This window comes from Streptomyces sp. SID13666 (assembly GCF_010548325.1).
Classification (GTDB): domain Bacteria; phylum Actinomycetota; class Actinomycetes; order Streptomycetales; family Streptomycetaceae; genus Actinacidiphila; species Actinacidiphila fildesensis.
In genome coordinates this window covers 450,402-467,187 of record NZ_JAAGLX010000002.1, presented here as the reverse complement: position 1 = coordinate 467,187, position 16,786 = coordinate 450,402, and the positions used below count along the sequence as shown (strand labels likewise).

General features: G+C 71.1%; 15 protein-coding genes. 10 read left to right on the top strand and 5 right to left on the bottom strand.

Going from position 1 to position 16,786, the window contains the following annotated elements; genetic code table 11:
* Positions 1 to 60 precede the first annotated feature (60 nt).
* From G3I60_RS06965 to G3I60_RS06950, 4 genes are read right to left on the bottom strand one after another with little or no spacing between them, the layout of a single operon-like run.
* Positions 61 to 741 carry a hypothetical protein gene (locus G3I60_RS06965; RefSeq protein WP_164298213.1) on the bottom strand — a complete coding sequence of 227 codons (681 nt, stop codon included), beginning with the start codon at positions 739 to 741 and terminating at the stop codon, positions 61 to 63.
* Positions 734 to 1,588, bottom strand: a complete 855-nt coding sequence (locus G3I60_RS06960) for a BN159_2729 family protein (RefSeq protein ID WP_164298215.1) — start codon at positions 1,586 to 1,588, stop codon at positions 734 to 736. Before G3I60_RS06960 ends, G3I60_RS06965 begins: the two co-directional genes overlap by 8 nt.
* The gene (locus G3I60_RS06955; protein WP_164298217.1) at positions 1,588 to 2,283 is read right to left on the bottom strand and encodes a sigma-70 family RNA polymerase sigma factor; all 696 of its coding nucleotides are present in this window, start codon (positions 2,281 to 2,283) and stop codon (positions 1,588 to 1,590) included. The genes G3I60_RS06960 and G3I60_RS06955 overlap by 1 nt, the downstream gene beginning before the upstream one ends.
* Positions 2,280 to 2,612, bottom strand: a complete 333-nt coding sequence (locus G3I60_RS06950) for a helix-turn-helix transcriptional regulator (RefSeq protein WP_343241831.1) — start codon at positions 2,610 to 2,612, stop codon at positions 2,280 to 2,282. The genes G3I60_RS06955 and G3I60_RS06950 overlap by 4 nt, the downstream gene beginning before the upstream one ends.
* Positions 2,613 to 2,857: 245 nt before the next feature.
* Between G3I60_RS06950 and G3I60_RS06945 the strand changes: the two genes are divergently transcribed.
* The 8 genes from G3I60_RS06945 to G3I60_RS06910 all read left to right on the top strand — a co-directional run bounded on the left by G3I60_RS06945 (position 2,858) and on the right by G3I60_RS06910 (position 12,643).
* Positions 2,858 to 3,253, top strand: coding sequence for a helix-turn-helix domain-containing protein (locus tag G3I60_RS06945; RefSeq protein WP_164298219.1), 396 nt, complete (start codon positions 2,858 to 2,860; stop codon positions 3,251 to 3,253).
* 275 nt (positions 3,254 to 3,528) lie between these two features.
* Positions 3,529 to 3,846: a hypothetical protein gene (locus tag G3I60_RS06940; RefSeq protein WP_164298221.1), complete on the top strand. Its 318-nt coding sequence runs from the start codon at positions 3,529 to 3,531 to the stop codon at positions 3,844 to 3,846.
* A 321-nt stretch (positions 3,847 to 4,167) separates the two neighbouring features.
* Positions 4,168 to 5,124, top strand: coding sequence for a hypothetical protein (locus G3I60_RS06935; protein WP_164298223.1), 957 nt, complete (start codon positions 4,168 to 4,170; stop codon positions 5,122 to 5,124).
* A gap of 37 nt (positions 5,125 to 5,161) precedes the next feature.
* Positions 5,162 to 6,691: an APC family permease gene (locus G3I60_RS06930; protein WP_138358441.1), complete on the top strand. Its 1,530-nt coding sequence runs from the start codon at positions 5,162 to 5,164 to the stop codon at positions 6,689 to 6,691.
* A gap of 151 nt (positions 6,692 to 6,842) precedes the next feature.
* A complete protein-coding gene (locus G3I60_RS06925) occupies positions 6,843 to 8,024 on the top strand; it encodes a CaiB/BaiF CoA-transferase family protein (RefSeq protein WP_164298225.1) in 1,182 nt (393 codons plus the stop codon).
* The gene (locus G3I60_RS06920) at positions 8,021 to 9,172 is read left to right on the top strand and encodes an acyl-CoA dehydrogenase family protein (RefSeq protein ID WP_164298227.1); all 1,152 of its coding nucleotides are present in this window, start codon (positions 8,021 to 8,023) and stop codon (positions 9,170 to 9,172) included. The genes G3I60_RS06925 and G3I60_RS06920 overlap by 4 nt, the downstream gene beginning before the upstream one ends.
* 45 nt (positions 9,173 to 9,217) lie before the next feature.
* Positions 9,218 to 10,432, top strand: a complete 1,215-nt coding sequence (locus tag G3I60_RS06915; RefSeq protein WP_138355207.1) for an acetyl-CoA C-acetyltransferase — start codon at positions 9,218 to 9,220, stop codon at positions 10,430 to 10,432.
* A gap of 33 nt (positions 10,433 to 10,465) precedes the next feature.
* Positions 10,466 to 12,643 carry a 3-hydroxyacyl-CoA dehydrogenase NAD-binding domain-containing protein gene (locus G3I60_RS06910; protein ID WP_164298229.1) on the top strand — a complete coding sequence of 726 codons (2,178 nt, stop codon included), beginning with the start codon at positions 10,466 to 10,468 and terminating at the stop codon, positions 12,641 to 12,643.
* Between the two features lie 34 nt (positions 12,644 to 12,677).
* Here G3I60_RS06910 and G3I60_RS06905 read toward each other — a convergent pair whose 3' ends face one another.
* Positions 12,678 to 13,415 (bottom strand): MerR family transcriptional regulator, encoded by a 738-nt coding sequence (locus G3I60_RS06905; protein ID WP_138355209.1) that lies wholly within the window; start codon positions 13,413 to 13,415, stop codon positions 12,678 to 12,680.
* A gap of 160 nt (positions 13,416 to 13,575) precedes the next feature.
* On the opposite strand from G3I60_RS06905, the gene G3I60_RS06900 reads away from it, so the two are divergent.
* Together G3I60_RS06900 and G3I60_RS06895 are read left to right on the top strand one after the other, a co-directional pair.
* Entirely contained in the window at positions 13,576 to 15,366 is a 1,791-nt protein-coding gene (locus tag G3I60_RS06900) for a long-chain fatty acid--CoA ligase (protein WP_164298231.1), read from the top strand.
* A 5-nt stretch (positions 15,367 to 15,371) separates the two neighbouring features.
* Positions 15,372 to 16,778 (top strand): M1 family metallopeptidase, encoded by a 1,407-nt coding sequence (locus tag G3I60_RS06895; protein WP_164298233.1) that lies wholly within the window; start codon positions 15,372 to 15,374, stop codon positions 16,776 to 16,778.
* The last annotated feature ends 8 nt before the right edge of the window (positions 16,779 to 16,786 follow it).

The following is a 16,786-nucleotide window of genomic DNA, read 5'->3' as shown; positions in this document are numbered from 1 at the left end:
TGCTGCGTTCCTGCAGGTCAAGACGTTACGGAGATCGAACGGACGCGGAATCAGTCATCGTTAGGTACTTGGGTGCGGATCGGCGGCCGTCTCCGCGCTCGGGGCGGCAGCGCGGTACGGGATGATTCGGGCGTCGGCGCGAGCCTCCCGGCGGTAGCGCCGGCAGCCGCGGAGGGCGATGCCGAGACGGCGGAGGAGCGCCCGTCGCTCGCGTTCGTGCCGCGCTGCGGTGGTGAGGGCGTTGCTGGCGGCCACGACCAGGGCGACGTTCGCTTCGGCCAAATGCCGCTTCGCGGCCGCCAGGTCGGCGAGCGCCTGCTCGAGGCAGGCGTCCCGCCGGCGGATGGTGGTGAGTCCGAGCACGGGATCCCTCCTGCTGTACTGGTCGAAGGGCTCGCCTGCGCGGCGCTCCCCGTGTTCGTCGGCGTGGACGTAGTACGCGACGGCCTCGTCGCGGGTGAGTCCCTGGGCCTCGGCGATCTCGTCCCAGGTGGCAGCGCCCTCAAGGGCGTCACGCACTGCCTTCCACCGGCCGTCCAGCAGCCGGCGGACGAGCTCGGCGTTCGCCGCCAGCGACTGCAGCGGGGTGACGTGCGGCACGGCCAGTTCCAGGGCCGCCCGGTCCGCCTGGTCGTGGTCGCCCGACTCGACGGCGAGTACGTGAACGATTTCGATCCGGGCCAGGCGAGGGCCCTGGTTCCACCGTGCGAGCAGCTGCTCCAGCGTCATGGGCTCAGGCATCCGCGGTCACCGCCTCCGTGCCCCGGGCAGGGGTGCCGGGCCCGGTCGCGGCGAGCCCCTCGGTCAGCGAGGTGACGGCGCCGGCCGGGGGAGCAGCGGCGGCCACGGGAGCAGGGGCGGGTGCCGGCAGATAGGACACGGCGGGCCGGAGCGGGCCCACTTGGTGGACCACGTTCGCCAACGAGCACGGAACGTTCTGCCCGGCGGCGACGAGGAGCGGCATGTCGTCCGGACCCCTCCGGCCCAGGTACTTCCAGCGGCAGCCGTCCCGGTCGATCATCGGGCGGCCGAGGTCGTGGACGCGTCCGTACAGCCGGTACGGGTCGATCGCGGCGGCGGCGAGAGCGTCGAGCAGCTCGGGCACACCGTGTGCGACCAGCCGTACTTCGGTGTCCTGCAGCCGGCCGTACGTGACCTGGGCGTTGCCCACGGACCGCCCGGAGTCGTGCCGGGAGACGCCGGTCTCGGCCATCCAGTGGTCCCAGTCCTCAAGGGACCTGACCCGGACGGCGACGACAGCGCGGTCGTAGTCGGTGCCGATCTCGATCACGTCGGCGTGTGAGACGTACTGCGAGAGAAGCCACCCGGCGACCTGCATGGCTCGGTCGCACCGCTCGTCCCACGCCGTGGCGGTGAGTTCGAGCTCGGTGGCCTCGCCCTCGGCCTCGGTGGCCTCGACCTCGGCCTCGGCCATCGGCGCCCGAGCCGGGCGGCCAAGACCCTCGGCGGACGTGATCAGCCCGGCCGCGTCCATGGCCGTCGCGATGCGCGTCGCCACGTCACCGGTCGTGAACTGCGCCAGCCCCTCGTGAATGACTCGCGCGGCGCGGGAGAGGTTCGGATTCATCAGGCCGCCACCGCCATCTCGGCAGGCACGAAGGAGAGGAGGCGCCGCATCGCGCGGTGCTGCATGCTCTTGACGGCGCCGACCGACCTGCCCATGACCGCGCTGGTCTCGGCGACGGTCAGTTCGTCGAAGAACCGCAGGGTCACGACCCGCCGCTGCGCGGCGTTGAGGTCGACCAGTGCGACGCGGACGGCGCGACGGGAGAATGCCTCCAGCACGGTGTCCTCGGAGCTGGGCACGAGCGCTTCCCCGGCGGGGATTTCGGCGGCGCTGACCTCGAGTTGGAAGCGGCTGGACCTGAAGTGGTCGGCGACGAGGTTGCGGGCGATGGTGACGAGCCAGGCGCGGAAGTCGCGGCCCTGCCAGATGAACGTGTCGATCCGGCGGAGTGCGCGGAGGAAGGCCTCGCTGGTGAGGTCCTCGGCGAGACGGAGGTCTCCGCCGACCCGGCGGTAGATGAAGCGGAACACGAAGGGCCGCCACTCGTTGTAGAGAGCGCCGAACGCTTCGCGGTCTCCAGTCCTGGCGAGGGTGATGAGCTCGGGCTCGCCACCCTCTCCCGGCTTCGTGATCTCGGGCCCGGCCTGGTGCATGGCCGCCGCCTTTCTCTCTGGGGTGGGTGGGTGGTCGTCATCGGGTCGGCGGGCGCCGCAGGCCAACCCGGCCGCAGCGGCCTTGTTGTTGTCGTCGCTCACCGGGAGACCGCCGTGGTGCCGGGGGCGCCCGCCGCCGGTCCGGCCACGGACGAGGTCGTCCGGCCGGCCGGGACCCACAGGACGAGCAGGTCGACACCGCATCGGGCCGCGACCTTCTCGGCGATCCGGGCGCTGGTCGTGTGCTGCCTGCCGCTGAGGAGTTCCCCGATGCGGCTGGAGTGAACGCCCGCGGCCTTGGCGAGGGCGCGGATGTTGACCTCGCTCCCGTCTCCGGTGCGTTCCATGAGCATCCGGAGCCGCTGTGGCTGGAAGAGGCGGTAGCGCATTTCGGTCAACTCATCTGCGGAATCAGTGGAGTCCGTCGTCACGTCATCCTCCTGGGACACTTCATCCCCACGTGGGGATGCCCAGAGCATTGCAGTAGTGGGATGAGTTGTCTATCGCTCTGGGACATCTCGTCCGGCCACCTCTCGGGGTCCCCTTCTGGGTGCCGCCTCGCTGGGGTGATCCGTCCCGGGGTGGGTGGCGCCTGCGGTGGGTCCGGCCGGCGATCTCCACGCCCTGTCGATCCGCGAGGGATGCGGGGCCGCGGAGAGAAGGCATGATGGCCCTCATGGCGACTGAGACACGGGACGATCTGTCCCGTCTGGTGAAAGAGCGACGTGCTGAGCTGGGCCTTAGCCTTGCTCGCATTGTGGCGGCATGCGGCGATCCCGAATTGAATGTCAGCTGGCTCTCGCGCCTGGAACACGGCCAGGTCCGCGAGATTCCCGGACGCGAGCGGCTGGCCGCGCTCGCGCGGGGTCTGCAACTGCCCTTCCGGCTCGTCGCGACGGCATGCGCCGCTCAGTTCCTCGGGCTCACCACGATCAGCAGCGAGGACGGCGCGGCGCAGGCGATCGTCGATCGGCTGCCCGAGTTCACCGAGGCCGAGCTGGTCCAAGTGCGGGCGATCGTCGATGCCTTCGCCCGTAGCAGGCCCGGTCTGGCCCCGGACGCGGATGGCTAAACGCAATCCCTGAGACTTGACCACTCCTGCATATGACTACCGCCTGGGGGCGCCTATCGGTAGTTCTGCTTCGATCTCGCACTCGAACTTGTGAGCGAATAGTCGACGGGGGTACATGGCTTGGGGGTTTTATGACTATGAATCCACGCACTGTGGCCGTACGCATTGTGGAGAGCGCTACAGGGGAATGCCGCCGATTCACCGCAAGGCGCACGCCCGAAGGGCTTCTGATCCTGGCCGCGCCAGGCGAACTTCGCGCGGGCGGAATCCAGAGCTTGGCCGAGATCATGCAGCTCGGCATGGACATGAGGGCCGCGGACCTCAACGAGACGGCGCCACCGGACGCCACGGTCGAGATCGTCGACAGCCTTCCGGGAGGCCGGCCCTTTCTGTGGCTCAACCGCCCGGACGCCGTGCGGCTCCTGGTAGCGCGGGGCGAGATGTCGGAGGACGGCGCACAGCAGTTTGCCGAAGTCCTGTCCCACGGCGCGGCCGTCGAGGGGCACGATGCGACCGCGACCGCATCCCTCGACGGCACGGTCGGCTTACGCAGCGCAGCGCCGGCTTCCGGCCCGCCGAAACCTCCTCGATAGCCGCCAGGCCGAAGGCCTCCAACTCGGGCGGGAGATGCCCGCAGTGATCCGGGGCCGTCACCATCGACTCATGGCCCAGGCGCCGCTGCACAGCCATGCGGCTGCCCCGCAGGGGTCACAGCAGCCGCATGGCTGTGCCGTGGATCGCGGATCGCAGGCGTGTTCTCCCGGCCCGGCGCCCGCGCCCGCCCGCTGCTCCCCGGCCGGAATCCCGTAGGGGACTACAGGGAGACAACAGGCGTGGTCTTGAAGCGGACCTGTGCCTACCGGTTGGCTGTGGGCGATCACTGTTCGTAACCCGCCCGTGGAGGCAGCCCGCGGATGAGCCCACCTCCGCCCCCCTTCGGCTTCTCCCGGGCCAAGGACGACTTCGGCTTCGATCCGGCCCTCGACGACGTCGAGCTGGTCGCGGCGCGCAACGCCCTGGGACAGGGCCACTGGTCCGAGGTACGCACCTTGCTGGCCGAGACCGGCGACCACTGGGACCGCCGTGGTCACCGGCTGGTCGTGCTCGCCGAGGGCCCGGCCACCGCCGCGTGGACCCGCGAATGGCAGCTCGCGGAACCGGACAGCCAGGACGCGGCGATGCTGCTCGCGTGCTCCACGGTGTTCCGCGCCGTGGCCGGCAAGGCGAACCCGGAAGTCGCGCGGGAGGCCTGTCTCGCGGTGGCCCGGCTGGCGCCGGCGGACCCCTCCCCGTGGCTGGCGCTGCTGATCCTGGCCCGCCGCACCGGTACCGACGAGGACCAGGTGCGCGCCTTCGACCAGGTGCGCGGCCGGCACCGTAGCCACCACCACGCGCACCATCTGATGACCGCGTGCCTGGCCGAGCGTCAGAAGACGGACCGGAACGACCCGTTCCATGAGGTGTACGAGTTCGCCGAGTGGGCCGCGGGGGAGGCACCCGAGGGTTCGCCGCTCGCCGGACTGCCGCTGCTCGCCCACATCGAGCGCTACCGGGTGCTCGCCGGGACCGGCGCCGAGCCGAAGGATCCCACCGGCCTGCCGCACTGGACCAGCGGCCGCGGCCGGCAGAGCCTGCGCACGGCGTTCGACTGGTGGCTGGAATGGCACGGTGGCGACCATCCCCGGCTGGAGCTGGATCTCAACCTGCTCGCCTTCGCCATGGTGCACAGCGGCCGTCCGGTGGAGGCCGCCGCGCTGTTCAACCGGATCGGCCCGCACGCCACCCGGCGGCCCTGGTCGTACTTCGGCCGCGATCCGAAGAAGGCATTCCGCGCCGCGCGCAGCTCCGCGCTCGGTTTCGGTTCTCCGTAGGACCCGACGCTCACCTCACCGGAAGGACACCGCAGCCATGCTGACGGGCAGTAAGACCGAGATCAGCACCTTCAAGGGCCAGGAACGGGCGCTGCGCGCCGACCGGATCGGTACGACCGGGCTCCTGCTCTCGGTGCTGGCGGCCAGCGCGCCGCTCATGGTCGTCGCGGGCGTCATGCCCACGACGTACGGTGCGACCGGCATCGTCGGGCAGCCGCTGCTGTTCGTGATCCTCGGTGTGGTGATGGCGCTCTTCAGCGTCGGCTACGCGGAGATGAGCCGCCATGTGCACAACGCGGGTGCCTTCTACGCCTACATCGCCCGCGGCCTCGGCGCCACGGCCGGTGTCGGCGCGTCCTTCGTAGCCCTCGTCTCGTACAGCCTCATGCAGGTCGGCATCTACGGCATCTTCGGCTTCGAGGTCGTCGGCCAGCTCGACCAGCACTTCGACATATCCGTCGACTGGTGGATACCGGCGCTCTTCGCGGTGCTGCTCACCGGCGCGCTGGGCGCGCTGAAGATCGACCTGAACGCCAAGGTGCTCGGCGTGCTGCTGGTCGTCGAGTGCGCCCTGGTCATCGTGTGCGACATCGCGTTCGTCGCGGATCCGGACAAGAGACAGGGCCTGACCCTGACCGGCTTCGACCCCAGCACGCTGACGGGCGCCGGCCTCGGAATCGCCCTCTGCTTCGCCGTCGTCGGCTTCGTCGGGTTCGAACAGGCCCCCGTGTACGCGGAGGAGACCAGCAAGCCGGGGCGCGCGGTGGCGCGCGCGATGTTCCTCGCCGTCGCCTTCGCGAGTGTCTTCTTCGCCCTCACCTCATGGCTGATCGGCGTGGCCGCCGGTCCTTCGCAGGTCGTGGGCGCCGCGCAGGAGCAGAGCGCGGGCCTGCTGTTCGGTCTCACCGAGTCCCGGCTCGGCGGCACCTTCACCGACCTGCTGCACGTGTTCTTCCTGACCGGCATCTTCGCCTCGATGCTCAGCTTCCACAACGTCGTCGCCCGCTACGCCTTCGCGATGGGCCGCGAGGGCCTGCTGCCCTCCGCCGTGGGCCGCACCTCCAAGTCGAGCGGCGCCCCCGCGATCGGCTCGATGCTGCAGACCGTGATCTCCCTCCTCGTCGTGGTCGCCTTCGCGGTCACCGACGACAAGCCCGCCGGCGACCCGACGGTGCCGGTGCTGCGGCTGTTCACCTGGGGCGGCAACGTCGGCGCGGTCGGCGTCATCCTCCTCATGGCGGTCGCCTCGGCCTCCGTCATCGCCTTCTTCGTCCGCCGCGGAGCCGGCCGCGCCCAGATCTGGCGGCTGCTGAGCGCCGGGGTGGCCGGGGCCGCCCTGCTCTTCGTACTCGTCTACGCGGTCAAGGACTTCGACGTGCTGATCGGTCCCGACCAGGACGCGGCGCTGGCCTGGATCCTGCCGGGCATCGTGGGGATCTCCGGCGTCGTCGGCATCGTGCTGGGCCTGGTGCTGAAGGCACGGAAGCCCGAGGTGCACGCCCGCGTGGGCCTCGGCAACGAGGCGTTCCAGCTGGAGAAGGCCGCGGTCTCCGAGACCTCCGCCTGACCGCTCGCACCGGCCCGCCACGCCCTGGAGGCGCGGCGGGCCGGTGTCGTTTCCGGGCCCCGCCCGTCCGGCCCTTGCCAGGACTGGAACACGTTCCTAACATCACTGATGTGACATCACTACTGTCAAAGTGATCGGGGAGCCGATGGACATGCAGGCAGGTCCCGGCCCACTGGCCGGCGTCAGGGTCGTGGAGCTGGCCGGCATCGGCCCCGGGCCGTTCGCCGCGATGGTGCTGGCCGACCTGGGCGCCGATGTCGTACGGGTCGACCGGCCCGGCGGTTCCGGGCTGGCCATCAACCCGACGTACGACATCACCAACCGCAACAAGCGGTCGGTGCTGCTGGACCTGAAGTCCCCGCAGGGCCCCGCCGCCGTCCTGGACCTCGTCGAACGCGCCGACATCCTGGTCGAGGGCTACCGGCCGGGCGTCGCGGAACGGCTGGGCGTCGGCCCCGAACAGGCGCTGGCCCGCAACCCCCGGCTGGTGTACGGACGGATGACCGGGTGGGGCCAGGACGGCCCGCTCGCGCACACCGCGGGCCATGACATCGGCTACATCGCCATCACCGGCACGCTCGGCATGATCGGCCCGGCCGACGGCCCGCCGGCCATCCCCGCCAACCTCGTCGGCGACTACGCGGGCGGCTCGCTCTACCTCGTCATCGGCGTTCTCGCGGCCCTGCAGCACGCCCGCACCACCGGTACCGGACAGGTCGTCGACGCCGCGATCGTGGACGGCACCGCGCATCTGACCTCGATGATCCACGGCATGGTCGCGGCCGGCGGCTGGCAGGACCGGCGCGGCGCCAACCTGCTCGACGGCGGCTGCCCGTTCTACGGCGTCTACGAGACCGCGGACGGCGGCTACATGGCGGTCGGAGCCCTGGAGAAGCGCTTCTACGCCGAGTTCACCGCTCTGCTGGAGCTCGGCGAGGACGCCCCGGACCGCGGCGACCTCGCCCGCTGGGGCGATCTGCGCGCCTCCGTCGCCGCCCGCTTCAAGACCCGCACCCGCGACGAGTGGACGGCCGTCTTCGAGCAGTCCGACGCCTGCGTCGCCCCGGTCCTGTCGCTGCGCGAGGCCCCCGGCCACCCGCATCTCGCCGCCCGCGGCACCTTCACCGAGGACGCCGGCATCGTCCAGCCCGCCCCCGCGCCCCGGTTCTCCGCCACCCCCGGCGCCGTACGCCTCCCGCCCGCCCAGCCGGGCGCGCACACGGCGGAGGTCGCCCGGGACTGGCAGGTGCCCGCGCTCGGCCAGGGCGCCGAGCCCGGCCACGGTCCCGCGTCCGACGCGTCCGAAAGCCTTCGAGGAGACACATCCGTATGAAGCGTGAGATCTTCACCTCCGACCACGACGCCTTCCGTGAGACCGTGCGGACGTTCCTCGCCAAGGAGGCGCTGCCGCACCACGAGCGCTGGGAGAAGGCGGGCATCGTCGACCGGGAGGCATGGCTGGCCGCGGGCCGCCAGGGGCTGCTCGGCGTCGCGGTACCCGAGGAGTTCGGCGGCGGGGGAGAGCCGGACTTCCGCTACGGGGTCGTGCTGGGCGAGGAGTTCACCAGGGCGGGCGTCTCGGGGCTGGCCATCGGCCTGCACAACGACATCATCGGCCCGTACCTCACTTCGCTGGCCACCGACGAGCAGAAGCGCCGCTGGCTGCCCGGCTTCTGCTCCGGCGAGATCATCACCGCGATCTCCATGACCGAGCCGGGCGCCGGCTCCGACCTGCAGGGCATCCGCACCACCGCGGCCGACCACGGCGACCACTGGATCCTGAACGGCTCCAAGACCTTCATCTCCAACGGCATCCTCGCCGACCTCGTCATCGTCGTGGCCCGCACCGGCCACGAGCCGGGCCAGGAAGGCGCCAAGGGCCTGAGCCTGCTGGTCGTCGAACGCGGTATGCCGGGCTTCGAGCGCGGCCGCAACCTGGACAAGATCGGCCAGCACGCGCAGGACACCGCGGAACTGTCGTTCAGCGATGTGCGGGTGCCGAAGACCAATCTGCTGGGCGGCGAGAACCAGGCGTTCCTGCACCTGATGACCAATCTCGCCCAGGAGCGGCTGGCCATCGCCGTCTCCGGGATCGCCGCCGCCGAATCCGTCCTGGAGCTGACCACCGAGTACGTCAAGCAGCGCGAGGCGTTCGGCCGTCCGCTGGCCAAGCTCCAGCACATCCGGTTCGAGATCGCGGAGATGGCCACCGAATGCGCCGTCACCCGGTCCTTCATCGACCGTTGCATCACCGAGCACAGCGCCGGCGGGCTCGACGCCGTCCATGCCTCGATGGCCAAGTGGTGGGCGACGGAACTGCAGAAGCGCGTCGCCGACCGCTGTCTGCAACTGCACGGCGGATACGGCTACATGGCCGAATACCGGGTCGCGAGGGCGTTCACCGACGGCCGTATCCAGACCATCTACGGCGGCACCACGGAGATCATGAAGGAGATCATCGGCCGTTCCCTGCTCGCCTGATCCCCGACCGGTCTCCGGACCCCTCATTCCCGAAAGGCACCCGACGTGAGTCCCGAAGCGTACGTATTCGACGCCATCCGCACCCCGCGCGGCCGCGGCAAGGCCAATGGCGCACTGCACGGCACCAAGCCGATCGACCTGGTGGTCGGCCTCATCCACGAGATCCGCCGCCGGTTCCCCGGCCTGGACCCGGCCGCGATCGACGACATCGTGCTGGGCGTCGTCGGCCCGATCGGCGACCAGGGTTCCGACATCGCCAAGATCGCGGCGATCGCCGCCGGGCTGCCCGACACCGTCGCCGGCCTGCAGGAGAACCGCTTCTGTGCCTCGGGCCTGGAGGCGGTCAACCTGGCGGCGGCCAAGGTGCGCTCCGGCTGGGAGGACCTGGTGCTGGCCGGCGGCGTGGAGTCCATGTCACGCGTCCCGCTCGGCACCGACGGCGGCGCCTGGGCGATGGACCCGATGACCAACTTCGAGACCGGCTTCGTCCCGCAGGGCGTCGGCGCCGACCTCATCGCCACCATCGAGGGCTTCTCCCGCCATGACGTCGACTCCTTCGCGGCCCTGTCGCAGGAGCGGGCGGCCGAGGCGTGGAAGGACGGCCGCTTCGCCCGGTCCGTCGTCCCGGTCCTGGACCGCAACGGACTGACCGTCCTGGACCACGACGAGTTCATCCGGCCCGGCACCACCGCCGAGACCCTCGCCGCCCTCAAGCCGTCGTTCGCGACGGTCGGCGAGGCGGGCGGCTTCGACGCCGTGGCGCTGCAGAAGTACCACTGGGTCGAGAAGATCGACCATGTCCACCACGCGGGCAACTCCTCGGGCATCGTGGACGGCGCGGCGCTCGTCGCGATCGGCAACCGCGAGACCGGTGAGCGCTACGGCCTCACCCCGCGCGCCCGTATCGTCTCCGCCGCCGTCTCCGGCGCCGACCCGACGATCATGCTGACCGGCCCCGCGCCCGCCGCCCGCAAGGCGCTCGCCAAGGCGGGCCTCAGCATCGGTGACATCGACCTGGTGGAGATCAACGAGGCGTTCGCCGCCGTCGTGCTGCGCTTCGTCCGCGAGATGGGCCTGAGCCTGGACAAGGTCAACGTCAACGGCGGCGCCATCGCCATGGGCCACCCGCTCGGCGCGACCGGCGCGATGATCCTCGGCACCCTCATCGACGAACTGGAACGGCGCGATCTGCGCTACGGCCTGCTGACGCTGTGCGTCGGCGGCGGCATGGGCATCGCCACCGTCATCGAGCGCGTCTGACGCCGCGTCCAACCCCCTTACGGAGACCCTGAGATGAGCGAGTCCACCACCATCCGCTGGGAGCAGGACGGGAACGGCGACGGAATCGTCACCCTGATCCTCGATGACCCCAACCAGTCCGCCAACACCATGAACGCGGCCTTCGCCGACTCCCTGGACGCCGTCCTGGACCGGCTGGAGGCCGAGGCCGACACCGTACGCGGCGTCATCATCACCTCCGCGAAGAAGACCTTCTTCGCCGGCGGCGACCTGCGCGACCTGATCCGTGCCACGCCGGAGAACGCCGCCGAGGTCTTCGCGGGCTCCATGCGCATCAAGGGCCGGCTGCGCCGTCTGGAGACCCTCGGCAAGCCGGTCGTCGCCGCCATCAACGGCGCCGCGCTCGGCGGCGGGTACGAGATCGCGCTGGCCTGCCACCACCGGATCGCCCTGGACGCCCCCGGCTCCAAGATCGGTCTGCCCGAGGTCACCCTCGGGCTGCTGCCCGGCGGTGGCGGCGTCGTGCGCACCGTCCGGCTGCTCGGTATCGCCGACGCGCTGCTCAAGGTGCTGCTGCAGGGCCGGCAGTACGCCCCGCGGCAGGCGCTGGAGGCCGGTCTCATCCATGAGGTCGCCACCGACCGCGAGGAGATGCTGGCCAAGGCCCGCGCGTTCATCGACGCGAACCCGCAGGTGCAGCAGCCCTGGGACGTCAAGGGCTACAGGATCCCCGGCGGGACCCCCAAGAGCCCGGCGTTCGCGGCGAACCTGCCGGCCTTCCCGTCCAATCTCCGCAAGCAGCTGGCCGGTGCTCCGTACCCGGCGCCGCGCAACATCCTCGCCGCGGCCGTCGAGGGCGCCCAGGTCGACATCGACACCGCGCTGGCGATCGAGGGCCGGTACTTCACCGAACTGGTCTGCGGCCCCATCTCGAAGAACATGATCCAGGCGTTCTTCTTCGACCTGCAGGCCGTCAACTCCGGTGCCAACCGTCCGCAGGGCATCGACCCGCGTCCGGTCACCAAGGTCGCCGTCCTCGGCGCCGGGATGATGGGCGCCGGCATCGCCTACTCCTGTGCCAAGGCGGGCCTGCAGGTCGTCCTGAAGGACGTGTCCGCCGAGGCCGCCGAGCGCGGCAAGGCGTACTCGGCCGCGATCCTGGACAAGGCGCTCGCCCGTGGCCGCACCACGCAGGCCAAGCGGGACGAGCTGCTGGGCCGCATCAGGGCGACCGGCGACCCGCGGGATCTCGCGGGCTGCGACGCCGTCATCGAGGCGGTCTTCGAGGACCCGTCGCTCAAGCACAAGGTCTTCCAGGAGATCGAGGACGTCATCGCCCCCGACGCCCTGCTCTGCTCCAACACCTCGACGCTGCCGATCTCGCTGCTGGCCGAAGGGGTCAAGCGCCGCCAGGACTTCATCGGACTGCACTTCTTCTCGCCCGTCGACAAGATGCCGCTGGTGGAGATCATCAAGGGGGAGCACACCAGTGCGGAGGCGCTGGCCCGCGCCTTCGACCTGGTGCGGCAGATCCGCAAGACCCCGATCGTCGTCAACGATTCGCGCGGCTTCTTCACCTCGCGCGTCATCGGGCACTTCATCAACGAGGGCGTCGCGATGGTCGGCGAGGGACTGGACCCGTCCTCCGTCGAGCAGGCCGCCGCCCAGGCCGGCTACCCGGCCAAGGTGCTCTCGCTGCTCGACGAGCTGACGCTCACCCTGCCGCGCAAGATCCGCGCGGAGTCGCAGCGCGCCATCGAGGCCGAGGGCGGCAGCTGGCAGACCCACCCCGCCGAAGTGGTCCTGGACCGGCTGATCGACGAGTTCGGCCGCACCGGCCGCAGCGGCGGCGCCGGGTTCTACGACTACGAGGACGGCAGGCGGACCCGGCTGTGGCCCGGTCTGCGCGAGCACTTCAGCAAGCCCGACGCGCGGATCCCGTTCCGGGACATGCAGGAACGGATGCTGTTCTCCGAGGCGCTGGACACCGTCCGGCTGCTCGAGGAGGGCGTGCTGACCTCCGTCGCCGACGCCAACATCGGCTCGATCATGGGCATCGGCTTCCCGGCCTGGACCGGCGGCGTCCTGCAGTACATCAACGGCTACGAGGGCGGACTGCCCGGCTTCGTGGCCCGCGCCGGTGAGCTGACGGCGGCGTACGGCGAGCGCTTCACCCCACCCGCGCTGCTGGTCGCGAAGGCGGAGAAGGGCGAGACCTTCACGGACAGCTGAGGCCTTCCCCGCCCTTGGCGTACGGGCTTCGGTCTCAGTCCCTGCCGGACGAGGCCGAAGCCCGCAGCTCCTCCGCCAGCGACCGTTGGAAGGCGGTCACCAGGGCCTGGACCAGGGCCGGCTGGATGTACTCGGTGAGCGAGCGCATCCGGGCGGTCTCCTCCGGGCTCGGGTCACCGTCCAGATACGGCTGCCAGACCTGCTCGCGGAAGAGCTTCTGCAGCTCATGGGCGACGGCCCGGGTGTGCTTCAGCACGATCTCGCGGGTGGCGAGCACCGTCTCCAGCGGGATCGGCACGTCCAGCAGCCGCACCCCCAGGTGCAGCATCGCCGGATTGACCAGGAAGACCTCGGGGCGGTCGGTGCGGTCGAGCACACCCATCGCCGACAGCCGGTCCACATCGTGGTCGGTCAGCGCCCGGCCCGCCCGCCGCTCCAGCTGCGCGCGCGGCGTCTCCTCGGCGGAGTCCGGCACCCAGGCGGCGACCAGCGCCCGGTGCATCGCCAGATCCTCCGCGGTGATGTCGGCCGGCAACTGGAGGAGGTAGCGCTCGATCGCCGCCAGCGTCAGCCCCTGGTGCTGCAGTTCCTCGATCAGCGACAGCCGCGCCAGGTGCTCGGGCCCGTAGAGCCCCACCCGTCGCGGACCCAGCACGGGCGGCGGGAGCAAGCCCTTGCTGCTGTAGAAACGAAGCGTACGGACGGTGACTCCGGCCCGCGCCGCCAGCTCGTCGACGGTGAGGCCGGCCGGCTGGATCAGGGACTGCGCCATGCGCTGCGCCTCGCTTCCGTCGGTACCCCGGTGCCGCCCCGGTCGATGCGGCGGATCGTGCTCAACAGTATTGCTGTCTCAGCGATGGTGTGAAAGCTTGCGGTTCCCGTACTCCACCAGGTTCCAGGAGACCGGCCGCCAGGCCGGCCAGGAGGCCGTCATGCCCACGATCCTGCGACTCCCCGCCGAACCGTCCGAGCTCACTCTCCCCGCGCTGCTGCTGCGCAATGCCGAGGACCACGGGGATCTCCCCGCGCTGTCCTGGCGCACCGCCGACGGATCCGGCTGGACCACCCTCACGTGGTCGGATGTCCGCCGCAAGGTGGCCGTCCTCGCCTCCGGCTACGCCGCGATCGGCGTGGAGCGGGGCGAGCACGTCCTGCTGATGATGGGCAACCGCCCCGAGCACTGGCTCTCCGACCTCGCCCTCGTCCATCTGGGCGCCGTGCCGGTCTCCGTCTACGGCACCGCCGCGCCCGAACAGATCGGCCATATCGCCCGTCACAGCAGGGCCCGGCTCGTGGTCGTGGAATCGGCGCGCGAGGGCGCCCGGTGGGAGCCGCTCCTCGACGACCCGCAGACCCGGCTGCGGCGGATCGTCGTGGTGGAACCCGGCGAGGCGGGGCCGCACGTCGCGTACTCCTCGATCGCCGCGCAGGGCGTCCGGCTGTACGACGCCGACGCCTTCGAGAAGGGCTGGCGCGCGGTGGACCCGGCCGACCCGCTCACCGTCGTCTACACCTCCGGGACCACCGGCGACCCCAAGGGCGTCGTGATCTCGCACCGCAATGTGCTGCTCAACGGCATCGCGCTGGACCGCGTCGCGGACTTCCCCGGCCACGCCGCGAGCATCTGCTATCTGCCGTTCGCCCACATAGCCGAGCGCATGCTCGGAATCTATCTGCCGGTCTTCCGGGCCGGGCACGTCCACCTCTGCGCCGATCCGCAAGCCGTCGCGGCGACCGCCAGAGAACTGCGCCCCGTGCAGTTCTTCGGCGTGCCCCGGGTCTGGGAGAAGCTCACCTCCTCGGTACGGGCCGCCCTCGGCCTGCTGCCCGAGGAGCGGCGTGCGGCCGTCGAAGCGGCCGCGGAGACCGCGCGGGCCGTGGTGAAGTGCCGCGAGCGCGGCGAGGAGCCAGCACCGGCCCTGGCCGCGGCCTACGCCGAGGCGAAGGCCGCGGTGCTCGACCCGGTGCTGGCCCTGGCCGGCTTCGAGCGGCTGACCTGGACGGCGAGCGCCGCGGCGCCGATGCCCGTCGACATCCTGGAGTTCTGGGCCGGCTTCGGCCTGGTCATCGTCGACGCGTGGGGCCTGACGGAGACGACCGGCGTGGCCACCACCAACAGCCCCGGCGGCTTCCGCTTCGGCTCCGTCGGACGCCCGCTGGACGGAGTGGAGGTACGGACCGCGGAGGACGGCGAGATCCTCGTACGCGGGCCGATCGTCTGCGCCGGCTATCTGCGGCCGGACGGCACGGTGCTCCCCGCCACCGACGCCGACGGGTGGTTCCCCACCGGGGACGTCGGGCGGATCGACGAGGACGGCTATCTGTGGATCACCGACCGCAAGAAGGAGATCATCGTGCTCTCCTCGGGCAAGAACGTGGCCCCTGCCGCCGTCGAGAACGCCCTGAAGGAGCACCCGCTGATCGGCCAGGCCCTGGTGCACGGCGACGGCCGCCCCTACCTCGTCGCCCTGCTCGTCCTCGACCCCGAGCTGGCTCCCGCCTGGGCCGACCGGGAGGGCCCGGAGGCGCTGCGCGCCGAGATCGCCCGCGCGGTCGCCACCGCCAACGCCCGGTTGAGCCGGCCCGAGCAGATCAAGCGCTACCACCTGCTCACCGATGAGTGGGGTCCGGCCACCGGAGAGCTCACCCCCTCGCTGAAGCTGAAGCGCCGGGTGATCCGCAGTACGTACGCTGAGGAGATCGATTCCCTGTACGAGGGGTAGGACCTGTGCACCACCGACTCCTGCGCGCGGCGCTCTCCGGGCTGCTCCTCGTGACCGCGTGCGCCGCAGGGCGCCCCTCCGCGTCACCGCCGTCCGCGGACAGCTCCTCCGGAGTCGGCGACCCGCTGTTCCCGCTGGCGGGCAACGGCGGGTACGACGTCTCGCACTACGGCCTCGACCTGGACTACGACCCCGCGACCCGGGTGCTGCGCGGCACCGCGCGGATCACCGCGCGTGCCACGCGGGGTCTGCCGACCTTCAACCTCGACCTGTCGGGCCTGGAGGTCGGCAAGGTCACCGTCGACGGGGCCGGGGCCGTGAGCTCCCGCGCCGGGACCGAACTGACCGTACGGCCGGCCCACGCCATCGGTTCGGAGGCGGAGTTCACCACCGTCGTCGAGTACTCCGGGGTCCCCGGCACCATCAAGGACGCCGACGGCTCGCACGAAGGGTGGGTCCGTACGGACGACGGCGCCGTCGGCCTGGGCGAACCGGTCGGCTCGATGGCCTGGTTCCCGGGCAACAACCACCCCTCGGACAAGGCCGCCTACGACATCACGGTGACCGTGCCCGAAGGCCTGACCGCGGTGTCCAACGGGGAGTTGACCGAGACCCGCACCACGGGCGGCCGGTCCACGTTCCGGTGGCACAGCGCCGAGCCGATGGCGAGCTATCTGGCGACCGTCGCCATCGGGAAGTTCCAGGTGACCCGGTCGGCCACGGCCTCGGGACTGCCGGTCTACGTCGCCGTCGACCCCCGCGAGGCGGGCGAGGAGCGGTCCGGTGTGCTCCGCAGGATCCCGCAGATCGTCGACTGGGAGAGCGGGCTGTTCGGCCCGTACCCCTTCTCGTCCACCGGCGCCATCGTGGACCGTGTCGACGGCGACACCGTCGGCTACGCCCTGGAGACCCAGACGAAACCGGTGTTCCCCGGCGACCGGAAGGGCACCACCCTGGACGAGCCGACCCTGGTGCACGAACTGGCGCACCAGTGGTTCGGCGACTCCGTCACCCCCCGCACCTGGCAGGACATGTGGCTCAACGAGGGCTTCGCCACCTACACCGAGTGGCTGTGGGACGAACAACACGGCGGTGACAGCGTTCAGAAGCACTTCGACGCCACCTACCGGGACGACGCCCAGTGGGCGTTCCCGCCGGCCGACCCCGGCAAGCCGGAGAACGTCTCCGACGCCCCGGTCTACGGACGCGGCGCGATGGTCCTGCACAAGGTGCGGCAGGCCGTCGGGGACGAGCGGTTCTTCGCCATCCTGCGCGGCTGGGCCACCGGGCACCGGGGCGGGAACGTCGACTCCGCCGAGTTCACGGCCTGGTGCGAAAAGCAGTCCGGCAAGGACCTCAGCGGCCTGTTCGCCGTCTGGCTGTACGGCGACGGCCGCCCCGGAACGCCTTAGGAGCAGCA

Coding starts and splice junctions, on each gene's coding strand:
- G3I60_RS06905 (WP_138355209.1), bottom strand. CDS start 13,415: ATGGCGCAGTCCCTGATCCAGCCGGCCGGCCTCACCGTCGACGAGCTG.
- G3I60_RS06900 (WP_164298231.1), top strand. CDS start 13,576: ATGCCCACGATCCTGCGACTCCCCGCCGAACCGTCCGAGCTCACTCTC.
- G3I60_RS06920 (WP_164298227.1), top strand. CDS start 8,021: ATGAAGCGTGAGATCTTCACCTCCGACCACGACGCCTTCCGTGAGACC.
- G3I60_RS06965 (WP_164298213.1), bottom strand. CDS start 741: ATGCCTGAGCCCATGACGCTGGAGCAGCTGCTCGCACGGTGGAACCAG.
- G3I60_RS06960 (WP_164298215.1), bottom strand. CDS start 1,588: ATGAATCCGAACCTCTCCCGCGCCGCGCGAGTCATTCACGAGGGGCTG.
- G3I60_RS06945 (WP_164298219.1), top strand. CDS start 2,858: ATGGCGACTGAGACACGGGACGATCTGTCCCGTCTGGTGAAAGAGCGA.
- G3I60_RS06925 (WP_164298225.1), top strand. CDS start 6,843: ATGCAGGCAGGTCCCGGCCCACTGGCCGGCGTCAGGGTCGTGGAGCTG.
- G3I60_RS06910 (WP_164298229.1), top strand. CDS start 10,466: ATGAGCGAGTCCACCACCATCCGCTGGGAGCAGGACGGGAACGGCGAC.
- G3I60_RS06935 (WP_164298223.1), top strand. CDS start 4,168: ATGAGCCCACCTCCGCCCCCCTTCGGCTTCTCCCGGGCCAAGGACGAC.
- G3I60_RS06930 (WP_138358441.1), top strand. CDS start 5,162: ATGCTGACGGGCAGTAAGACCGAGATCAGCACCTTCAAGGGCCAGGAA.